The organism is Streptomyces sp., assembly GCF_019510245.1.
GTDB lineage: Bacteria > Actinomycetota > Actinomycetes > Streptomycetales > Streptomycetaceae > Streptomyces.
The window spans coordinates 33,625-54,711 of sequence record NZ_JAEKKT010000129.1 but is presented as its reverse complement, the minus strand read 5'-3'; the positions used below and the strand labels follow the sequence as shown (position 1 = coordinate 54,711).

General features: G+C 72.3%; 20 protein-coding genes and 1 pseudogene. 13 read left to right on the top strand and 8 right to left on the bottom strand.

Going from position 1 to position 21,087, the window contains the following annotated elements; translation table 11 throughout:
- Positions 1-57: 57 nt before the first annotated feature.
- Complete coding sequence (locus tag JF597_RS16590) at positions 58-372, bottom strand: hypothetical protein (protein ID WP_293995029.1); 315 nt, start codon at positions 370-372, stop codon at positions 58-60.
- 175 nt (positions 373-547) lie between these two features.
- Entirely contained in the window at positions 548-736 is a 189-nt protein-coding gene (locus JF597_RS16585; protein WP_293995028.1) for a hypothetical protein, read from the bottom strand.
- Between the two features lie 240 nt (positions 737-976).
- On the opposite strand from JF597_RS16585, the gene JF597_RS16580 reads away from it, so the two are divergent.
- The 5 genes from JF597_RS16580 to JF597_RS16560 all read left to right on the top strand — a co-directional run bounded on the left by JF597_RS16580 (position 977) and on the right by JF597_RS16560 (position 6,382).
- Complete coding sequence (locus JF597_RS16580; RefSeq protein ID WP_293995026.1) at positions 977-2,173, top strand: DUF1343 domain-containing protein; 1,197 nt, start codon at positions 977-979, stop codon at positions 2,171-2,173.
- A gap of 99 nt (positions 2,174-2,272) precedes the next feature.
- Positions 2,273-3,262: a GNAT family N-acetyltransferase gene (locus JF597_RS16575; RefSeq protein ID WP_293995023.1), complete on the top strand. Its 990-nt coding sequence runs from the start codon at positions 2,273-2,275 to the stop codon at positions 3,260-3,262.
- On the top strand, positions 3,259-4,560 hold the full coding sequence (locus JF597_RS16570; protein WP_293995021.1) for an ABC transporter substrate-binding protein: 1,302 nt from the start codon (positions 3,259-3,261) through the stop codon (positions 4,558-4,560). Before JF597_RS16575 ends, JF597_RS16570 begins: the two co-directional genes overlap by 4 nt.
- On the top strand, positions 4,554-5,516 hold the full coding sequence (locus JF597_RS16565; RefSeq protein ID WP_293995018.1) for a carbohydrate ABC transporter permease: 963 nt from the start codon (positions 4,554-4,556) through the stop codon (positions 5,514-5,516). The genes JF597_RS16570 and JF597_RS16565 overlap by 7 nt, the downstream gene beginning before the upstream one ends.
- On the top strand, positions 5,513-6,382 hold the full coding sequence (locus JF597_RS16560) for a carbohydrate ABC transporter permease (RefSeq protein ID WP_293995015.1): 870 nt from the start codon (positions 5,513-5,515) through the stop codon (positions 6,380-6,382). The genes JF597_RS16565 and JF597_RS16560 overlap by 4 nt, the downstream gene beginning before the upstream one ends.
- A gap of 23 nt (positions 6,383-6,405) precedes the next feature.
- On the opposite strand, the gene JF597_RS16555 is transcribed toward JF597_RS16560, so the two are convergent.
- A complete protein-coding gene (locus JF597_RS16555) occupies positions 6,406-7,401 on the bottom strand; it encodes an amidohydrolase family protein (protein WP_366916409.1) in 996 nt (331 codons plus the stop codon).
- 70 nt (positions 7,402-7,471) lie between these two features.
- Here JF597_RS16555 and JF597_RS16550 point away from each other — a divergent pair.
- The 4 genes and pseudogenes from JF597_RS16550 to JF597_RS16535 all read left to right on the top strand — a co-directional run.
- Positions 7,472-8,086: pseudogene (locus JF597_RS16550) on the top strand (citrate/2-methylcitrate synthase); the annotation flags it as partial.
- Between the two features lie 181 nt (positions 8,087-8,267).
- Entirely contained in the window at positions 8,268-9,002 is a 735-nt protein-coding gene (locus tag JF597_RS16545) for a dioxygenase (protein ID WP_293995008.1), read from the top strand.
- Between the two features lie 119 nt (positions 9,003-9,121).
- Positions 9,122-9,628, top strand: coding sequence for a hypothetical protein (locus JF597_RS16540; protein WP_293995107.1), 507 nt, complete (start codon positions 9,122-9,124; stop codon positions 9,626-9,628).
- 152 nt (positions 9,629-9,780) lie between these two features.
- The gene (locus JF597_RS16535) at positions 9,781-10,962 is read left to right on the top strand and encodes an MFS transporter (protein ID WP_293995006.1); all 1,182 of its coding nucleotides are present in this window, start codon (positions 9,781-9,783) and stop codon (positions 10,960-10,962) included.
- Between the two features lie 12 nt (positions 10,963-10,974).
- Here the strand turns inward: JF597_RS16535 and JF597_RS16530 are convergent, their stop codons facing one another.
- Together JF597_RS16530 and JF597_RS16525 are read right to left on the bottom strand one after the other, a co-directional pair.
- Positions 10,975-11,595 (bottom strand): DedA family protein, encoded by a 621-nt coding sequence (locus JF597_RS16530; protein WP_293995004.1) that lies wholly within the window; start codon positions 11,593-11,595, stop codon positions 10,975-10,977.
- Positions 11,596-11,662: 67 nt separating this feature from the next.
- Positions 11,663-12,268, bottom strand: a complete 606-nt coding sequence (locus tag JF597_RS16525) for a GPP34 family phosphoprotein (protein ID WP_293995002.1) — start codon at positions 12,266-12,268, stop codon at positions 11,663-11,665.
- A gap of 475 nt (positions 12,269-12,743) precedes the next feature.
- Between JF597_RS16525 and JF597_RS55550 the strand changes: the two genes are divergently transcribed.
- Entirely contained in the window at positions 12,744-13,028 is a 285-nt protein-coding gene (locus JF597_RS55550; RefSeq protein ID WP_366916408.1) for a hypothetical protein, read from the top strand.
- A gap of 477 nt (positions 13,029-13,505) precedes the next feature.
- On the top strand, positions 13,506-14,027 hold the full coding sequence (locus JF597_RS16515) for a transglycosylase SLT domain-containing protein (RefSeq protein ID WP_293994999.1): 522 nt from the start codon (positions 13,506-13,508) through the stop codon (positions 14,025-14,027).
- A gap of 153 nt (positions 14,028-14,180) precedes the next feature.
- Here the strand turns inward: JF597_RS16515 and JF597_RS16510 are convergent, their stop codons facing one another.
- A complete protein-coding gene (locus tag JF597_RS16510) occupies positions 14,181-15,632 on the bottom strand; it encodes a cytosine permease (protein ID WP_293994996.1) in 1,452 nt (483 codons plus the stop codon).
- Between the two features lie 264 nt (positions 15,633-15,896).
- Here JF597_RS16510 and JF597_RS16505 point away from each other — a divergent pair, with 264 nt between their 5' ends.
- Both JF597_RS16505 and JF597_RS16500 read left to right on the top strand, forming a co-directional pair.
- Positions 15,897-16,700: a serine hydrolase gene (locus JF597_RS16505; RefSeq protein WP_293994993.1), complete on the top strand. Its 804-nt coding sequence runs from the start codon at positions 15,897-15,899 to the stop codon at positions 16,698-16,700.
- A gap of 86 nt (positions 16,701-16,786) precedes the next feature.
- Positions 16,787-17,965 (top strand): AI-2E family transporter, encoded by a 1,179-nt coding sequence (locus JF597_RS16500; RefSeq protein WP_293994990.1) that lies wholly within the window; start codon positions 16,787-16,789, stop codon positions 17,963-17,965.
- Between the two features lie 16 nt (positions 17,966-17,981).
- Here JF597_RS16500 and JF597_RS16495 read toward each other — a convergent pair whose 3' ends face one another.
- Positions 17,982-20,288 (bottom strand): nitrate- and nitrite sensing domain-containing protein, encoded by a 2,307-nt coding sequence (locus JF597_RS16495; RefSeq protein ID WP_293994988.1) that lies wholly within the window; start codon positions 20,286-20,288, stop codon positions 17,982-17,984.
- A gap of 239 nt (positions 20,289-20,527) precedes the next feature.
- Entirely contained in the window at positions 20,528-21,010 is a 483-nt protein-coding gene (locus JF597_RS16490; protein ID WP_293994985.1) for a DUF5990 family protein, read from the bottom strand.
- Positions 21,011-21,087 lie beyond the last annotated feature (77 nt).

The window sequence follows — 21,087 nt, the reverse complement described above, 5'->3', positions numbered from 1 at the left end:
AGCCGAACGGGCCACGGCTTGCGTGCCCGGTCTGCCGCGCCCCCGCGGGGCGCCTGCTCAGCGGGGGTTGAAGACCACGCTGGCGAAGCGGACGCTGCCGGACGCCGAGTGGCCGGGGGCGATCCGGTGTTCGGTGCCCTTGCACTTCGCCTTGCTGTAGACGACGAGCGCCTTCTTCGTGGCGTTCTGCGGCCCGCGCGCCTCCTGCGCCATGTCGAGGCACCTGCGGTCCGGCGGGTTCTGGATGGCGTACGCCTTGCCCTTCGGCCCCACCCAGACGAACGTCCCCTCGGCGGCGGACGCCGGTCCCATGGTGACGACGGTGAGGGCGAGCCCGCCGAGAGCGACGGCGAGCGGACGGAGGAGGCGCATCGTGAAGTCCTTCGTGAACGGTGAAAGCGGTGACCAGCGGACACCCCGGGTACACCGGGGTCCGGTGCCATCACACACCGTCACCGAACCCTAATCGGCGAGCGACACGGAAACCTCCCACGTCCGGGGGACCCCTGCCGGCGTGTCGTGACGTCCGGTCGGCCCGGCCGCGGGCTCACACGAACGCCACGACCAGGGCGACCGCGACGGTGAGCGCCGACAGTCCGACCATCGCGGTCCGCCACACGGACGACGGCCGCGGTGCCCGGGGTGCCGGGTCCGGGACCTCCTCGCCCGGGCCGGGACCGTCCGGCCGGGAGGCGTCGGACCGGTGGGCGGAAGAAGGGGTGTCACTGAAGCCCATGCCTCATCCAACGTCCGCGACCCGCACCGGAGTCGGCGCGGCCGGCGCGGTCACACCATCGGGGCAGTCCCCTTCCCCGGACGGACGCTCCCGTGGACCGCGCAGCGGCCGCGGCGCGGGCGGCGAGCCGCCGGCGTGCCCGAACTGCCATGTCGGCGATTCCCTGCCGGAATTGGGCGACATAAGAGTAAATTCCCGAACATTGCTTGAGAGAGCTGTCACCGGCAGACGGGGCAAGGAATGAGCACGGACGACCGCGGCACGGTGACGACCGGGATCGCACGACTGCACGCCATGCCCGCACTCGCCGGGCCCGGCCGCTTCGGGCTGGTGACCAACCACACCGGTGTCCTGCCGGACCTGCGCCCGGCCGCACCGGCGCTGCTCGCGGCCGGCGCGCCGCTGACCGCCCTGTTCGGACCCGAACACGGACTGCACGGGACCGGCCAGGCCGGCGAGAGCGAGACCGCCCGGACCGATCCCGGCACCGGCCTGCCGGTCCACGACACGTACCGGTGCGACGGCGAACGGCTCGACAAGCTGCTGATCGACAGCGGCGTCGACGCCCTCGTGTACGACCTCCAGGACATCGGGACCCGGTGCTACACCTATGTGTGGACCATGTTCGACCTGATGGTCTCGGCCGCCCGCACCGGTATCCGCTTCGTGGTCGCCGACCGGCCCAACCCCCTCGGCGGACTCGTCAGCGAGGGCCCGCTGCTCGACCCGGCATGGGCCAGCTTCGTCGGGCGCGCCCCGGTCCCCGTCCGGCACGGCCTCACCTGCGGCGAACTCGCCCGGTACCTCAACGCCTCGGCCGTGCCCCGGGCGGCGGGCCGCGCGGCCGACCTCACGGTGATCGAGGCCATCGGCTGGCGGCGCGGCCTGGACGCCGCCGCCACCGGCCTGCCCTGGATCGCCCCCTCGCCGAATATCCCGACGCCCACCACCGCCACCGTGTACCCCGGCACCAGTCTCTTCGAGGGCACCAACCTCTCGGAGGGCCGGGGCACCACCCAGCCCTTCGAGATCGTCGGCGCCCCCTACCTCGACGCCCGGTTCGCCCCCGCGCTCGCCGAACTCGCCCTGCCGGGCGTGCACTTCCGCGACCTGCGGTTCGTCCCGGCCTTCCACAGACACGCCGGACGGCAGCTGCGGGGGGTCCAGCTCCACATCACCGACCGCGCGGTGTTCGCCCCCGTACGCACCGCCGTCGCGATGCTCGCCGTGCTGCGGCGGCTGTACCCCGACGACTTCGCCTGGCACACCACGGACGGCGGCGCCGAGGGGACCGGCCACCGTCACTTCGTCGACCTGCTGTGGGGGTCCGACCGGCTGCGGCACACCGTCGACGCCGGAGACGACCCGCTGCCGCTGTGCGACCCCCCGGCCCCGCCCGCCGGATGGGCCGGCGACGACGTGCTGCTCTACCCCTGAGACCTGCCGCCCACCACGTCCCCGAACCCGTCCGCACCGCCCCCGAACCCGTCCGCACCCCCGACACCCGCCGCACCGCTCGGAAGGACACCCCCGTCGATGACCGACCTCACGACTCTCGCGACGACGACCCGGGCCGGGATCCGCGGCTTTCGCGCGGGTGACGGACCGCAGGTGGTGGCGGTGTGGCGGCGGAGCGCGCCGGCCGACCCCATCACCCCGGACCGCTTCCGCTCCCTGGTGCTGCTCGACCCCAACTTCGACCCGGAGGGGCTGCGGGTCGCCGTCGACGGCGAACGGGTCGTCGGCGCCGCCTACGCGGTGCGCCGGCGGGTCCCGATGGCCGGCACCGATCTGGAGCCCGAACAGGGCTGGATCCCGTTCTTCTTCGTCGCCCCGGAGGCACGAGGGCGCGGTCTCGGCCGCCGGCTGCTGACCGAGGCCCTCGACTGGCTGCACGGCCACGGCCGTACGAGGGCGGACTTCTCGTCGTACACCCCGAACTACGTCTTCCCCGGCCTGGACGCCGAGGCCTATCCCGAGGCGGCGGGGCTTCTCGACTCCCTGGGCTTTCGCACCCTGTACGAGGCGGCGGCGATGGACCGTGTCCTGGTCGGCTACCGCCTCCCGGACGCCATCGCGCTCCGCGTGGAGGACCTGACCGCGCGGGGCTACCGGTTCGGCACCCCGGCCGACGACGACCTCGTGGACCTCCTCGCCCTCGCCGGGAACCACTTCGGCCCGGACTGGGCCTGCACGATCCGGGCGTGCCTGGCCGCGGGCACGCCGCTCGACCGGATCGTCGTGGCCCGCGATCCCGGGGGCCGCATGGTCGGCTGGGCGATGCACGGCGCCTTCGACGCGGTGGACGAGCGGTTCGGGCCGATCGGCGTGCTGGAGGAGATGCGCGGCACCGGACTCGGCGAAGTCCTCCTCCACCTGGTCCTGGAGCGGATGCGGGCGCTCCGCGCGCACTCCGCGTGGTTCCTGTGGACCGGCGCGCAGTCCCCGGCGGGTCACCTCTACCGCAAGAGCGGCTTCACCACGACCCGGGTGTTCAAGGTGCTGCGCAGGGAGACCGCCCGGTGACACCGTCCCTGAGCCGGCGTCACTTCGCGCTCGCGCTGCCCTCGGCGCTCCTCGCCGCCGGCTGCGCGGCCCCCCACCAGGGCACCGGGCGGCCCGGCGACCCGGTCGTCCTCACCCTGCTCTCCCACTACGCCAGCGGGGAGCTCAAGAAGGCCCTCCAGCGGCCGGTGGACGAGTGGAACGCCCTGCACGACCGGGTCAAGGTGCGGACGAAGGCCGTCGAGTTCACCGACCTGCTGACCACCTTCATGGTCCGCCAGGCCGCGGGCCAGGGCACGGACATCCTGCACCCGTACTGTCTGTGGAACGGGCAACTCGTGCGCGCCGGGGTGCTGCGGCCGGCGCCGCCCGAGCACGCCGCGGAGATCGGCCACGGCTACGGCGCCGCCGCGGTCGGCTCCGCATCGGTCGGGGGCAGGGTCTACGGCTACCCCACCGAGATGCAGACCTACGCCCTCTACTACAACAAGCGGCTGCTGCGCGAGGCCGGCATCGACGGACCCCCGCGCACCTGGCCGGAGCTGGAGGACGCCGCCTGCCGGACCGCCCGGCAGGACCGGTACGGCAACACGCTGGTCCAGGGGTTCGGCCTGTCGGCCTTCGACGACTCCACGACCGTCGGCCAGACCCTCGCCCTGCTCAACGCCGCCGGCGGGCGGTTCGTCTCGGCCGACGGCAGGCGCACCGCCATCGACTCGCCGGCCGGCCGCGCCGTGTTCGGCCTGGAGCGCCGCCTCGTCGACAAGGGCGCGAGCGCCCCCGGCGTCAACGTCTACCAGGCGTTCGCCTCCGGACAGGTGGCCATGGTGATCAGCGCCGGCTGGTGGACCGCGAACCTCAAGGCACTGATGGGGCCGGCCTACCGTGACGTCGGCGTCGCCCCGGTACCGCTCCCCGCCGCCGGCGGCAGGCGCGCCACGCTCTCCACCGGCTTCATGCTCGGCGTCAACACCGCCAGTCGGCACCCGCGCGAGGCCTGGGAGTTCCTGCGCTGGCTCAACGCCGACAAGGTGCGCGGCACGAGCCGGATGAGCGCGCTGCAGGCGTCGGTCGGCTCCCTGACCGGCCGCGCCGACGACATGCGCACGCTCCTCGGCGCGGGCGGCGACCCGAACCTGCACCCGTTCCTGGACGCGCTGGCGTACGCCGTACCCGAACCGAACGTGCCGGGCGCGCAGCAGGCCAAGTCGCTGCTGCGCAAGAACATCGAGGCGCTGTGGACCGGTCAGCAGACGGTCGACGAGGCCCTGCGCGCCACCCGCCGCCAGGTCGACCAGGAGGTGGCGCGGTCATGGTGAACGCCACCCTGGCACCGGAGCCGACCGAACGGGCGGCGCGCGACAGGTCCGCCGCCACAGGGGTACGCGTCCACGCCCGGCGCCGGCGCCGCCAGGCCGTCGTCGCCTATCTCTTCCTGGCGCCGACGCTGCTGTTCTACGCCGTCTTCCTCGCCCTGCCGCTCGGCTTCGCGGCGCTGCTGTCGACGTCCCGCTGGGCCGGGTTCGACCTCGGTGACATCGACCCGGCCGGCCTGGACAACTTCGCCGGCCTGTTCGCCGACGGGGCGACGTTCCTGGCGCCGGTCCTCACCAACACGCTGCTCTTCGCCCTCGGCACCGTGGCCCTCGCACTCGCCGGGTCGGTGCTCGTCGCCACCTGTATCGACAGACTGCGCTTCCAGGGGCTGTGGCGCACCCTGTACTTCCTGCCGATCGTCACGACCGTGGTCGCCGTCGGCAACGTGTGGAAGTACATGTACCAGCCGGGCGGCCTCGTCAACGGCGTCCTCAACGCCGTCGGGCTCGGCTCGGTCGCTTTCCTCCAGGACCCGGACACCGCGCTGCCCGCGGTGGTGGTCGTGCAGGCCTGGGCCTCCGTCGGCTCGGCGGTCCTCGTCCTGACGGCGGGACTGAAGTCCATCCCGGAGACGTACTACGAGGCCGCCGCACTCGACGGCGCGGGGCCCGCGACCGTCTTCCGGCGGATCACGCTGCCGCTGCTGCGGCCGTCCCTGCTGTTCGTGTGCGTCACCCAGTTCCTCACCGGCCTCCAGTCCTTCGCGCTGATCATCGTGATGACCAAGGGCGGACCGGGCGACGCGACGAACGTGGCCGCGCTCGAGATGTACCGGCAGGCCTTCTCCTACGGCGACTGGGGCACCGCGAGCGCCGCCGCCTTCGTGCTGTTCGCGGTGGTCCTGGCGGTCACGCTGGTCCAGCTGTGGCTCTTCAGGCGCAAGGGGGAGGACGCGTGATCCGCCGCCGTTTCCCGTGGCTGTCGTATCTGCTGGTGGTCACCGGCGCGGTGCTCACGGTGGTGCCGTTCGCCGACATGCTGATGACGTCCTTCAAGGGACCGGACGAGGCCGGCACGCTGCCGTACCGGTTCCTGCCGAAGGCGTTCGACCTGTCCAACTACCGGGCGGCGATCCACCAGCTCGACCTTCCGGTGCTCTTCCGCAACAGCGTCGTCGCCACCGCCCTGATCACCGGCTCGGTGCTGCTCACGTCGTCGCTCGCGGGCTACGCGCTCGCCAAACTCCGCTTCCCCGGCCGGGACCTCGTCTTCCGTCTGGTGCTGTCGACGATGATGTTCCCGCCGTTCCTGTTCTTCATCCCGCACTTCCTGATCCTGGTGCACTGGCCGCTGGCCGGCGGCAACGACCTGTTCGGGCGCGGCGGCGCGGGCCTGACCGTCAGCATCGTGGCGCTCGCCATGCCGTTCCTCGTCAGCAGTTTCGGGATCTTCCTGACGCGCCAGTTCATGGTCGCCATCCCGGACGAGGTCCTGGAGGCCGCGCGCATCGACGGGGCCGGGGAGTTCGCCGTGTGGTGGCGGATCGTCGTCCCGCAGACCAGGCCGGTCCTGGTCACCCTCGGTCTGCTCACCTTCGTCGACGCCTGGAACGAGTACATCTGGGCGCTGCTCGTCTCGACCGCCAACCCGGACGTGATGACCCTGCCCGTCGGCATCCAGTTCCTCCAGGACTACGTCGACCCCACCCGCACGCTGCCCATCGTCATGGCCGGCCTGGTCCTGAGCGTCCTGCCGGTCCTGGTCCTCTTTCTGTTGCTGCAGAAGCACTACATCAGGGGCGTCATGCTCAGCGGCCTCAAGTGAGGCCCGGCACCGGCCCGCGCCGTTCAGCGGCCGTGCGTCGAGGCGCTGCGGTAGTCGGTGTACGTGTACGGGTTGTCGAGGACCTTCGTCTCGGGGACGTCCGGGTCCATGCCGTTCACCCACGCCTCCTCGCCCAGGGCCGACCGCAGGTGCTCCACGGTCCGCTCGACCGTGTGCCGCACCGAGTTCAGGTCCACGCCGAGCAGCCGGTGGTCGTGCTTGACCACCCGGCCGTCGACGACCACGGTGTGCACGTCGCCGCGCTGGGCCTGGAACGCCACATGGCCGTAGGGGTTGAGCACCGGGAAGGGGACCGGCGAGTGGTCGTTCCTCAGCAGGACGAGGTCGGCCTTCTTGCCCGCCTCGATGCTGCCCAGGTCCTGCTCGCGGCCGAGTGCCCTGGCACCGCCGAGGGTCGCCCATTCCACCACCTGGTCGGCGCGCAGCGCGCAGTGGGTGACGGTCTCGCCGCCGGCGTGGGCCTCCAGGTGCTCGCGGGCGCGATCCGCGCCGAGCGTGGTGCGCATGGCGGAGAACAGGTCGCCGCTCCACCACACGCTCGTGTCCATCGACAGGGAGACGGGGATGCCGTGGGAGCGGATCGCCCAGGTCGTCGGATAGCCCTGGCCGGCGCTCTGCTCGCGCTCCGTGGACACCGAGACCGAGCCGCCGGTCGCCGCGATGCGGTGGTAGGAGTCCGCCGACAGGGTGGCGGCGTGCACGTACACCGTCTCGGGGCCCATGAATCCGTGCTCGTGCATCAGCCGGATGCCGTCGTCGTCGGTGGCGCCCCAGACGGCGGCGTGGGTGGTGACGGCGACGCCCAGGTCGCGCGCCACCTCGAAGGCGGGCTTCTCGGGGAAGGCGGGATCGCCGGTGACGTCGAAGGCGAGCTGGAAGCCCAGCATGTCGTCGCCGGTGATCCGGCGGCGCACGAAGTCCCGGAACTCCGGTGCCGCGGTCCATTCCGCCGGCGCCTGCCGGATGTTGCCGTAGGCGAGGACGAACCGGCCGGGCACCGCCTGCAGCGCGTCCACCGCGGCGTCCGCGTGGTCGACCGTCTGGAGCCCGTGGGACCAGTCGACGACCGTGGTCACCCGCCTGACCTACCTCTCCGCGCCGGACTCCGTCCAGGGCGCGCTCGCCGCCGGGCTGCTCGGCGGCGGCTCCCGCTTCCTGGGTGTCACGGAGGACACCGGCCGCTTCCTGCACGACGTGCTGCAGTCCCTGGACGGCGCCCTGCCCACCGACGAGGCGGGCTGGGACGAGATCGCCCTGCGCACGGTCCGGGACCGGCGCGCGGCCGGGAAGTTCGTCCCCGGGCTCGGCCACCACGTGCACAAGGAAGGTGATCCGCGCACACCGCGGCTGATGCGCATCGCACAGGAGGAAGGCGTCTTCGGGCCGCACCTGCACCTGTTCGCCGCCATCGGACGAGTACACCCGGCCGTACTGAACAGAACGCTCCCGCTCAACGGAGCGGGCGTCTGCGGCGCCGCCCTCGCGGACCTCGGTCTGCTCCTGCCGCTGCTGCGCGGCTTCGCGCTGCCGGCCCGTACCGCCGGACTGATCGGCCAGCTCGCCGAGGAACTGCGCCATCCGGTCGCACAGGACGTCTTCCTCTCCGTCGACCTCAACAACACCCCTGTCGCACCCGACCCCTACACCCCGGAACCCCTCACGGGAGAACGCCGCGAGGGCTGACCCCCGGACCGCCGCACCGCCCTCCACCGCGACCGCCCGCAGACCTAGGAGCCGCAACCGTGTCCGTCGACGAGGACAACATCACCGAGCTGGCCGTCCGGCTCTGGGCCACCGCGCACTCCCCGCGGCTGGGTGAGCTCATGACCGCACTCGTCCGTCATCTGCACGAATCGCCCGTGAGGTGCGGCTCACCGAGGACGAGTGGACGGCCGCGATCGAGTGGCTGACCGCGGCCGGCCAGACCTGCGACGACAAGCGCCAGGAGCTGATCCTCACCTCCGACGTCCTGGGACTGAGCACCCTCGTAGTCCAGTTGAACAACAGGTTCGCGCCGCAGGCGACGCCCGCCACGGTCCTCGGGCCGTTCCACGTCGACGGCTCGCCGACCGCGCCCTACGGCTTCGACATGTCGGACGGCATCGACGGCACCCCGCTGTTCCTCACCGGCAAAGTGAGGAACACCGAGGGCAAACCCCTCCCCGGCGTGGTGCTCGACGTCTGGCAGGCCGACGCCGACGGCGCCTACGAAGCCCAGCTCCCCGACATCGACGAGGCCCGTCTGCGGGCCAAGTACCGCCCCCGCGAGGACGGCACGTACTGCATCCGCACCATCGCCCCGCGCGGCTGCGCCATCCCCATGGACGGCCCCGTCGGTGACCTGATGCGGAGGACGGACATCAGCCACTTCCGCCCCGCACACGTCCATTTCCTCATCGACGAACCCGGCCACCGGAAGCTGACCACCCACCTGTTCCAGGAGGGCGGCCAGTACCTCGACTCCGACGTCGTCTTCGGCACCAGGGACGCGCTGATCACCCCCTTCGCCGAGCGACCGGCGGGCACGGCTCCCGACGGCGGCACGCTCGCGGTTCCGTACCTGCTCGTCGAGTACGACTTCGTACTGCAACCAGGCTGAAAGGGACTTCTCCGCCACGTACAACCTTTCGCAGCGCCGCCGGTCTGAACAGACACACACCTACGCGAGAGCTGCTGGGGGTAGCCATGCGACGAACAGGTACTGCAGTGGCCGCGATGATGCTGGCGGGCGGCGGGCTGTTGACCGGCGCGGTTCCGGCGGTGGCCGCGCCGACGGCCGTGAACTGTGCCGTGACGTGGGGAGGCCTGGACAAGACCGGTGACCCGGTCGCCTCCAGGCGACTGACCGACGTGCGGACCGGACAGCACGAGTGCTTCGACCGCCTGGTCTTCGACGCGCAGGGCACGGCCGCCGACCCGATCGGCTACACCGTCCGCTACGTCGACGTACTGCACCAGGACCCGTCCGACGCCGTGGTGCCGATCAAGGGCGGTGCCATTCTGGAGATCTCGCTGTTCGCCCCGCGCTACGACCCGGCGACCGGACAGCCCTACCCGCCGCTTCCTGCCGTCGACGTCACCGGGTACCGGACGTTCCGGGAGTTCAAGGTCACCGGTGGCTCCGAGGGCTACACCCAGGCCGGACTCGGCGTCCGCGCCCGGCTGCCGTTCCGGGTCTTCCAGACGGCCAACCACCTCGTGGTGGACGTGGCCCACACCTGGTGAAACCGCTCGTTCACCCGCGCCGGGCAGTCCGTCGGCGGGGCGAGCGGGCATAGTCTGCGGGGAACGGAGGCGTACGGAGGCGTCCTCGACGAGGGCGGGACGCAGGTGCGGAAGCGGGTGAGGCCGCAGTGCAGACCCCAAAGGGGCAAGCGATGACGGTGCGGCCCGTGTCGGCGCGGCAGATGTGGCCGCTGTACGCCGCGGGGTTCACCACCGCGTTCGGGGCGCACGGCATCGCCGCGAGCCTCGGTGGCCAGGCGGGCATGTCGCTGCTGGTGCTGGGCGGGCTGCTCGCGCTGTACGACGGCGCCGAGGTGCTGCTGAAGCCGGTGTTCGGGACCCTCGCCGACCGGATCGGCGCCCGTCCGGTCCTGCTCGGCGGGCTGGTGTCCTTCGCCGTCGCGTCCGCGCTGTACGTCGCCGCCGACAGCCCCGGCTGGCTCTGGGCCGCGCGCCTCGGGCAGGGGGCCGCGGCCTCCGCGTTCTCCCCGTCGGCTTCCGCCCTCGTCGCCCGGCTCAACCCGGCCGCACGGCACGGCCGTGCCTTCGGCGGTTACGGCTTCTACAAGTCCATCGGCTACACCCTCGGCCCGCTGCTCGGCGGCGTTCTGGTCCGGGTCGGCGGACTGCGACTGCTGTTCGCCGTGCTCGCGGTACTGGGGGCGGCGGTCGCCGTGTGGGCCGCGTCCGCCGTGCCCGCCGTGCCGCCGCTGCCCAGAGCCCGCCAGACCGTCCTCGACCTGGCCCGTCGGCTCGCCGACCCGGTGTTCCTCGCCCCCACCTCCGCGCTGGCCGCCGCCACCGCGGCACTCTCGGTCGGGGTCGGCTTCCTGCCCGTCTCCGGCCGCGCCGCCGGGCTGGACACGGTCGCCACCGGCGCCGCCGTGTCGCTGCTCGCCGCGACCGCCGCAGTGGTCCAGCCACGCGCCGGACGTGCCCTGGACGACCGGCGCCTGAGCACCGGCAGCGGCCTCGCCGCGGGGCTGTCGGTCACCGCCGTGGGCCTGGCCTGCGCCATGCTGCCGGGACTGACCGGCATCCTGGTCGGGGCCGCCCTGATCGGCGCCGGCACCGGGCTGATCACCCCGCTCGGCTTCGCCGCGCTGGCCACGAGCACCCCCGCCGAACGACTGGGGCAGACCATGGGTGCCGCCGAACTCGGCCGCGAACTCGGCGACGCGGGAGGCCCGCTGCTGGTCGCGGGGGTCGCCACGCTCGCCTCGCTCACCTACGGCTACGGGGCGCTCGCGGTCCTGACCGGGCTGGGAGCGGTGGTAGCGCTCGTCCGCCGTCGGGCGGTGCCGGCCGTGCCCGGGGCCGAGGCGGAGGGGTGAACGCTCTTCCGGTCAGGCCGGGCGCCGGCGGCGCAGGAGGTGCCGGGCGACGAGCGCGGCCACGAGCACGCCGACGGCGATGAGCGCGTACCGCTGGTAGCGGCTGATCGCGTCGTAGACGGCGGTGATGTGGGTGCCCGTCACATAGGCGAGGCTCGTCCACAGGCCGACCCACAGTGCCGCGCCGAGGGCGTTGAAGACCAGGAAACGGCGCCAGGGCATCCCGCTGGTGCCCGCGATGATGCCGTTGACCTGGCGGAGCCCCTCCACGAAGCGGGCGACGACGACGATCTTGCCGCCATGGCGGGTGAAGAACTCCTCGGCCCTCCGGAAGCGCTCCGGGGTCAGGAACACATAGCGTCCCCAACGGTGCACGAAGGCCCGTCCGCCGGTGTGGCCGATCAGATACCCGATGTTGTCCCCGATGACGGCGGCGGCGAACGCGATGACCGCGACGGCCACGATGTTCAGCTGACCGGCCCCCGCGTAGACGCCCGCGGCGATCAGGATGGTCTCCCCCGGGGCGGGGACTCCGAAGTCCTCCACGAGGACCACGGCACCGACGGCCCAGTAGCCGTAGTGGCCGAGCAGGGGGGCCAGATGGGCCAGTGGGCCCGGAAGCGGCGGCGCCATGCCCCCACCGTACGCGGCCGGGCTGTCGACGGCCGGGGCAGGCACTCCGGTGGGCAGACGGCGGCCGTTACAGGCCGCGCCAGACGTTGTCGAAGGCCGCGTCCTCGATTTCCCGGCGCTGGCGTACGGCGGCCAGTTCCGTCACGGCGTCGTCCACGGCGGCCACCACCGTCACGATCGCCTCGGAGACCGCACTCGCGAGGTCCTTGGCCGCCTCGTCCCGGATCCCCACCGCGGCCGCGAGGGCGGCGAGCACCGGCTCACCCGACGCCCAGCGCTCGTGCGCCTGCGCGCGCTCGGGCGAGTCTGCGGCCTCCGTCCGCCCGGTCGGCAGCGGCAGCCAGCGCCGCCGCTGCCGGGCGACGGTCCCGTCCGCCTCCAGGGCGTCCAGATAGGCGGCGCCCAAGCCGCGCCCCCGCCGCCACAGCCAGTCCTCGACCGACTCGTACGGCGTCTCCCGCCGCAGCGCCGCCACCGCTTCGTCGAGGAGGCGGTCGGCCGTCCCGCCCGCCGCCGCGGGCACGATGAGCTCGCCGTCGAGCGTGACCGCCCCGGCGTCGATGAGATCGACCAGTTCGGCTCCCGCGAGCGCCAGCGAGAGGTCACCCTGCTCGACGGGCCGTGCGGCGGCGTCGTACACGGTGACGAGGAACAGGTCCCGGGGTGTGGTCATGACGGACTCCCCAACAGAGGCGACGAAGGCACCAGAGGTATCTGAAGCACTAGAGGTATCAGAGGTATCAGAGGTATCGAGAGGTGTCAGGGACAACGACGGCGCAGGGGTCAGGATGCCCGGCCGGACGCCGCCGCCCGTGCCGTACCACCACCATGTGCCGTCGGCAGGCGACCCGCAGCACGACGTGCGGGGCGGTGCCCGCGGCAGCGATCCGCGCCGCCGACGGGCCTCCCCCCGGGGACACCGCCGGCGCGCTCTTCGAGGAGCCGGACAGGACGCTCCGGCAGACCGCCCGTGCAGACGCCCTGACGGTCATGGACACCCGTGAGGGCCCCCGCCCGGCGCTGCTGCGGGCCGGGCAGGCGGGGAGGGCGTCCGTCCGGGGTGGCAGCGTGCGGGGGAGGGGCGGCCGGCGGTGCCCTGACGTCAGGCGGTTCCGGCGGAACGGCTGCTCGCAGGGGCGAGCGGCAGGGTGACGGTGCACCGGGTGTCGCCGGGTGCGCCGCCCACCTCGACGCGGCCGCCGTGCGCCTGGGTGATCGCCGCCGCGATGGCCGGCCCGAGACCCGCCCCGCTCGCGGCGCCGGGGGCGCGGGAGCGGGAGGCGGTCGAACTCCTTCGCGGTGAGCGAGATCTGCGTGCCGCCCCGGCGCACCTCGCGGGTCCGCTCACCCAGCATCAGGTCGCCGAGCACCCGCCCCCCTCTTCCGCGACGACCCCGCCGGCCCCGGAGCGGCACAGCAGCCCGCCGCTCTGACCGCGACCGGGAGCAGTTCGTCAGTTCCGGCTCGTCGTCGACGATCAGCACCCGGATCGCGCCCGGCGCCGGTGTGGGGGTGACAGACATGGGCGATGGTCTCGCGGCGGCCTGTACGAGAGCTGTGGAGGGTGCCGGCACCGCGCCGCGGACCACGCGAAAGGGCCCCGGATGCGTGACACCCCCCATAGGAGCCAGATCACATCCTATAGAGCGTCGTAGGTACGGAACGCCCTGAACTGGCGACAAGCCACCTAAAAAGGGCATTTACGTCATTCAATCCTAAGTCGGGTAGTACGTCACATCATTGCGGCCCGCTCCGCCGACCGCTAACCATTGCTCTCGTCGCCGGGAGCGACGGGCCGAGCGGATCACGCCGGGCCCGACCCCCTCCCGCCGGTAGTACGGGCTCCGCCCACCGCCGCCGCACACCGCGGCCGGCGCCGACGCCGTCCCCCACCGGAGAGTTGCTTACACATGACCACGATCAACCGCACCCGCATCGCCCGCCTGCGCACCATCGGCCTGACCGGCTTCGTCACGACCGGTGCCGCGGCCGCCGCCCTCACGCTGATGCCGGCGAACGCACAGGCTGCCGAGATGACGCAGGCGCACACCTCGACCGCGGTCACGGCCTCCTCCGGCGACAGCAGCCGCACCATCTCGAAGACCGGTTCCGCCAACAACCTCGACGGCTGGATCAAGCAGTCCCTGCAGATCATGAAGTCCAAGGGCATCCCGGGCAGCTACGAGGGCCTCAAGCGCAACATCATGCGCGAGTCCGGCGGCAACCCGAGTGCACAGAACAACTGGGACGTCAACGCCAAGAAGGGCACCCCCTCCAAGGGCCTGCTCCAGGTCATCGACCCCACCTTCAACGCGTACCACGTCGCCGGCACCGCGGGCAGCGTCACCGACCCGGTCGCCAACATCACCGCCGCGGCCAACTACGCCGCGCACCGGTACGGCTCCATCGACAACGTCAACTCCGCGTACTGACCCGGCCGTGGTGCCGGAGCAGGAACGAGTCGACGAGGGTGCCGGCAGGCCCCTCGTCCACCGGAGCGGCCGACACCGGCACGGGGAAGCGCAGCGTCCCCGCCGACCGGTCCGCCGGCACGGAGATCAGCTGCCGCCTCCGGCGGCCGCCGGTCACGGCTCGCGGTGCTCGTGTGCCGCCTGCTCCAGGGCGGCGGCCTCCGCCTCGGCGATGCGGGTCTCCTCCGCGACGTCGATCGAGCGGGTCAGCCACCAGTACAGCAGCGCCGACACCGGCAACCCGACGAACAGGGAGATGTCGGCGCCGTCGAGCGCCTCGGCGGCGGGACCGACATAGAGCGTGCCGACCGAGAAGAACGGGATCATCACGGCGAACCCGACCAGGTACGAGACGATCCCCTGCCATCCCCAGCGGCCGTAGATGCCGTTCGGCTTGAAGATCTCGGCGATCGCGTAGTGGCCCCGGCGCACCACGTAGTAGTCCATCAGGTTCACGGACGTCCACGGGATGAACAGGTAGAGCACCAGCAGCAGGAAGTTGTTGAAGTTCGTCAGGAAGTTCGACGTGGCGGCCAGTGCGCCGATCAGGGAGAGCGCCGCGGTCACCAGGAGGGTGACCAGACGCACGCCCAGCGTCGGCCGTACCCGTCTGAACGAGTCGATCGCGCTGATCAGGGTCAGGGAACCGCCGTACATGTTCAGCGCCGTGACCGAGATCAGGCCCAGCGCCGAGAACAGCAGCACGATCGCGCCGAAGCCGTTGAAGACCTTGTCGCCGGCGGCGTTGATCGACGGGATCGTGTCGAAGCTGTCGCCCGCCCAGCCGGCCAGCAGCGTCCCGAGCACCATCAGCCAGATGCCGCCGAGCGCCGAGCCGAAGTAGGTCCAGTAGAACGTCTTGCGGACGGTGACGTCCGGCGGCAGATAGCGCGAGTAGTCCGAGACGTAGATGGCCCAGCTGATCTGGTAGCCGGCGACCACGCCGAACTGCGCCAGGAACGGTGTGGCCTTGAAGGCGCCCAGGTCGAAGGAGCCCGCCGGGTAGTGCAGCGTGACCAGCACACCGACGGTGAAGATCCCGAAGACGACCAGGAACGTGTAGGTCAGGAACCGCTCGGCCTTGTGGATGACGTCGTACCCCACCAGCGCCACGACCAGCCCGATCACCGTGACCACGGCCACCCACAGCTTCACCCCGCCGTGGATCGTCGTGTTGAGCGCCTGGCCGGCCAGGATGGTGTTGAACACGTTGAAGCCCGCGTACTGCACGTACGCGAACAGCCACACCAGCAGCGCCCCGACGTAGCCGAACTGCGGTCGGGACTGGATCATCTGCGGCAGACCCAGCTGCGGCCCCTGTGCCGAGTGGAACGCCATGAAGAACGTGCCGATCAGCGTGCCCGCGACGATCGCCAGCAGCGACCAGACCAGATTGCCGCCCTCCGTGATGCTGATCAGCCCCACGGCCAGGGTGGCGATCTGCGCGTTGGACATGAACCACAGCGGCCCCAGATGCCACAGCTTGCCGTGCCGCTCGTCCAGCGGCACGTAGTCGATGGACCGGACCTCCAGACCGCTCAACCGCGGTTCCGCCGATGTGCTCATGGCACCTCCCAGGGGCCAGGTCCGCCGCTCTGACCTCATTCTTTCCCCGGACCGACACGGATGAGGCATGCGGAATCCGTGTTCCGTGCACCGGAAGGCCCGTCTCGCGTGCGGTTGTGTTGCCCCGCTCACAGCCGGCCCTGTTGCTCTGCTCACAATCGGCCCCGAACCGGTCCAGGCGTGGCGGCGGTCATGTCGCAGGACGGACATTTTGTCTACGTTCGCAGCTCTGTGTCCCTCCGACCCGAACTGCGAAGGTTCCGCATGCTCAACCGAACCCTGTCCGTCGTGGCCACGGTGGTGACCCTGCTCGCCGGAGCCGCGCCGGCGGCCATGGCGGCCGGTGCCGGCTCCGGCACCACCGACTTCCGCACCACCGTCCAGGCGCGGGGCACGGCCCGGGTGACCGCCGCCGTCCTCGACCTGGACGCCACCGGCGGGGAACCCGCGGTGTACGGCGACGACACGCCCTACGACACGGCGAGCATCGTCAAGGTCGACATCCTCGCCGCCATGCTCCTCCACGCGCGGGACCACCGGCGCGCCCTCACCGCACGGGAGAGCGCCGAGGCGCAGGTGATGATCCGCGACAGCGACAACACCGCGGCCACCGCCCTGTGGCGGGCCATCGGCGAGGCCCCCGGCCTGGCGTCGGCCAACGAACGGCTCGGACTGACCTCGACCCAGGGCGGTCCCGGCGGCCTGTGGGGGCTCACCCGGACCACCGCCGCCGATCAGATACGACTGCTGCGCGCGATCTTCGGCACCGGCAGCACGCCCCTCGACGCGGCGTCCCGGAACCGTATCGGCACCCTGATGAGCGAGATCGCCACCGAGCAGTCCTGGGGCGTCTCCGCCGCCGCCGACGCCGGGTGGGCGCTGAAGAACGGCTGGCTCATGCGCACCACGACCGGACTGTGGGACATCAACAGCATCGGGCGCATCACGACCGGCGGCCACCACTACCTCGTCGCGGTCCTCTCCGACGGCAACGCGTCCATGCCGAAGGGCGTGAGCCTGGTGGAACGAGCCGTCCGCACCGCCGTCGCCGAGACGGCCGCGCACTGACCCCCTTGGCCCACCGCAACCCGCCCGCCGCCCGAAATGCCCCTAACGTGCTGTAGAGGCGAGGGAAGCCGGCGACAGGAGGCACGGTGGCGGGTGCGGGCGGGCCGGCGGCCGGGCGGGGCCGCGCGCGCCGGACCCGTGGCGCGGCATCGGAGAGCCGGGCCGCACGAGCGGTCTGGATCCCGAGACGGGCCCGCGACCCGCGCGCCTCCGCCTCCGTCAGCGCGGTCGTCGTCCCCGCCCTGCGGATCGCCGCCGCCTACGCCTGGCGGCTCATCGTGGTCGGCATCGTCGTCTACGGCGTCTTCGTCGTCCTCGGCCGCTTCCAGCTGATCGCCGTCTCCGTGTTCCTGGCCCTGGTCATCACGTCGGTCCTGCGCCCGCTCGCCGACGTGCTGGCCCGGTGGCTGCCCAGGCCGCTGTCCGTGGCGGTGAGCCTGGTCGGCAGCATCTGCCTGTTCTTCGGCCTGCTGGCCCTGGTGGGCAACGCGGTCGCGCAGGAGTCCGCGACGCTGGCCGACGAGTTCCGCGGCGGCATCCACCGCATCGAGGTCTGGCTGCGGCGCCCGCCCTTCCGGCTCGGACCGGGCGCCCTGTCGCACCTCCAGCAGCAGATCGTCGACTACGTCCAGGCCCACCGCTCGAACCTGGCGAGCAGGGCCCTCAGCGGCTTCGGCACCCTCGTCGAACTGGTCACCGGCGGCGCGCTCGCGCTCTTCACCTCGGTCTTCTTCATCCACTCCGGCGAACGGCTGTGGGCCTGGACGAGCAGCGAACTCCTGCCCGCCGGCGCCCGCAACGCCTGGGACCGGGCGGGGCGCGCGGCCTGGCGGACGTTCGCCGGATACACCCGCGGCATCATCATCGTGGCCGCCACCAACGCCGTCCTCGTGGGCGTCGCCCTGCTCGTCCTGCGGGTGCCGCTCGCGCTGCCGCTCACCCTGCTGGAGTTCTTCGCCGCGTTCGTCCCGCTGGTCGGCTCACCGGTCGCGCTGAGCGTGGCCACGGTGGTGGCGCTGGCCGGCCGCGGCCCGCTCACGGCCGTCGCGGTCCTCGTGCTCATCGTCGTCATCGGGCAGCTGGAGGGGCATGTGCTGCATCCGCTGGTGATGAGCTGGGCGGTGCGGCTGCACCCCCTCGCCGTCGCCGTGTCCGTCATCGCGGGCAGCATCGTCGCGGGGGTGATCGGCGCAGTCGTGGCCGTGCCGTTCATCTCCGTCGTCTGGGCGGTGGTGCGGGCGTTGCGCCCGGTGCAGCCGCCCTGATCCGGGGGCCGGAGGCTCAGCCCTCCTTGGCGGGGCGACGGCCGTGCTTCGACCCGCGCCGGGGACGACCGGACGGCGCGGAGGCGTCCGACGCGCCGGGGACATCGGGCGCGGTGGCGACCTCGGCCGCGGCGGCAGCGCCGGACGGCACGGCAGCGCCGGACGGCACGGCGGCGCCGGACGGCACGGCGGGACCGGGGGCCGGAATGCCGTCGTCCCACGCCTCGTGCGCGCCGAACGGATCGGCCGGGCCGTCCGCGAGCAGCGCCGCGAGCCCGGGCGTGGCGTGCGCCCGGACGGTCGCGAGCGCCAGCGTGTCGGCGTCGGACGCGGTGTCGCTGCGCCAGGTGACGGTGCCCGGGAGCATGACGAGGGAGGTCGTGCCGGACTCTGCGGCGGCCGGCCGCAGCTGGACCCGGATGCCGTGCCGGTCGGCGAGCCTGCCCACCACGAACAGGCCCATGTACTGGTAGACATCGGCGTCGGCGGTCGGCGGGTTCGCGAGCTTGTGGTTGATCTGCGCGAAGTCCTCTGGCACCAGGCCGATGCCCTGGTCATGGATCTCGACCATGATCCGGGTGTCCGGCAGCCGGGTCGCCGTGACCCGCACCGTCGAGCGCGGTGAGGAGAACGACGTGGCGTTCTCCAGCAGTTCCGCGAGCAGGTGCACCAGGTCGGTGACGGCCCGGCCGTGGATCTCGGTCTCCGGGATGCCCGCCAGCTCGATCCGCTCGTACTGCTCCACCTCGGAGGCCGCCGCCCGGATGACGTCGACCAGGGGGAGCGGGTGGTCCCACTGCTGTCTGGGGCGCTCGCCGCCCAGCACCAGCAGGTTCTCGCCGTTGCGGCGCACCCGGGTGGCCAGGTGGTCGAGCTTGAACAGGTTCGCCAGCTGCTCGGGGTCGGCCTCGCGCTCCTCCAGGTCGGTGATGAGGGCGAGTTGGCGCTCGATCAGCGACTGGTTGCGGCGGGACAGGTTGGTGAAGATCGTGTTGATGTTGCCGCGCAGCAGGGCCTGCTCGGCGGCCAGCCGGACCGCCTCCCGGTGCACGTGGTCGAAGGCGCGGGCGACCTCGCCTATCTCGTCGGTGGTGGTGATCGGGATCGGCGCGACCCCGGTGTCCACCTGGCCGGGCACGGCCTGCGACAACTGGGTGATCACCGCGGGCAGCCGCTGCTCCGCGATCTGGATCGCCGAGGCGCTGAGCCTGCGCATGCCCCGGCTCATCGAGCGGGCCACCCAGGCGGCGAGGAGAACGGCCGCGAGTACGGCGCCGAGCGCGGCGGAGCCGTTGGTGATCGCGTCCCGTCCGGCGTCGGCGGCGACGCTGCGGGCGCCGGCGAGGGCGGTGTCGGTGAGATGCACCTCGATACCCCGGTAGGCATCGAAGGCGAGCGCGGAGGCGGCGAAGAACGACTCGGGCGTGATGCCCTCGGCGGCCAGCTGCTCGGTCGTCCTCCCGGCGGCGATCTCACTGATCATCTTCGGCAGGGCCGGCGGCGTGACGAAGGCCTGCCCGGCCGCCTGGGCTTTGCGGGCGGCCTCGGCCGTCTGCTGGGTACCCTTCTTCTGCGCGTCCGCCAGCGCCGCCCGCAGCCGGGTCATGTCCCCGGCGGTACCGGCGCCCGCGTACTCCTGGAGGCCCACCTGCTCCAGATAGGCGTAGGAGCTGAACGAGCCGAGCTGGTTCTGCAGTTCGCCCTCGGCGAGCGCGTCGCGATCCTCCACCAGCAGGTGCGTGCCGATGCTGCGGACCAGGGACTCCGCCGCCTGGGTCAGGGAGATGGCGTACAGGGTCCGCCCGAAGCTCGCCTGGTTGTTGCTGCCGAAGCCCAATTCGTTCGAGAGCTCCATCAGCGGGTGCTGGACGGCGTGGTAGCTCTCCTCCGTCTGCACCCCCGACGACTTGGCCGTGAACGCGTCGGCCCGCACCGCCGGCAGCTGTTTCTCGCCCGCCCGCACCAGCTCGATCCGCCGGGTGAGTCCGGCGGTCTTCGGTGCCCGGGCCACCGCGGCGTCGAACGCCCTCGCGTCGGCGTCGGTGACCTTGCGGGCCGCCACCACGGCGGGGGCGTCCCGCTTCCCCTGAAGGAGTGGGATGACCGACACGTCGCGCTCGTTGATCGCGTCACTGGCGTAGGCGTTCGCCGCTTGGACCAACTCCGCCACGTGCACCGCGTCGTTGGCGTCCCGCAGCGTGTCGATCGAGTTCTTCACCCGGAGGCCGCCGAGGCCGAGGGCCACGAGCACCGGGATGAGCAGGATGGCCTGGAGGCGTCTCGCGACGCGCCAATTGCCGGTCAGAGGTCTGGACTTGGACAAGATCGTCCCATTTCACAACAGGGATGGCGTGCAGGGCTGTGCGCAGCCCGACGTTCTGTGGCCAATTTCTAACACCCGGCGATCGGGATCGGTCAGTGTTTGTGTGAAGCGGTTTCTCCGAAAGTGGTACAAAGCTCAACCAAAACCATCGGTGCTCAACACACGGACCACCGGGTGGATGGCCTGTTCCCCTCGGTCCGTTCGGCGGGCTGAACGGGTAGCGCTTACCGCCCCCGGCTCTACCGACCCGGACCACTCCCGGCACTCCAGACGACGGCCGGCGGTACGACCCGTGCGCAGAGCGGCATGCCCCGGGCGTCGGTCAGCCCGAGGCGGCCGACCAGCAGACCGTCCCGCGCGGCCGCCTCGGCCACCGCACCGGGGACGGCACCGAGCATCAGCTTGGCCCGGCGGAACATCGTGAAGGCGCCCCCGGCGTCCACGGTTCCCCAGGACAGGTAGACGAACCGGCCGCCGGGACCGCCCTGGACGTACGGCCCGGTGAAGTCGACGCCGGTGGCCGAGACCGCAGCCGTGCACGGCAGGGTCCAGGTCGCGGAGGCGGCGTCGCCGGGCTGCGGGTCGAGCAACTCGCCGGGGCGGTTGCGGTGCTGTACCGCGACGTGGATGTCGCCGTAGCGGGAGAGACCGCTTTCCTCGGGTGCCGTGCAGGAGCGGCCGGGCAGGTCGGTGGCGTCGATGCGGAGGTACAGGGCGGCCATGCGGCCATCATCGCCGATGTGCCGCTCGCCCGGCCGGCCGGCGGACGTGACGAACGGTCCGCCGGCCGGCCGGGCGC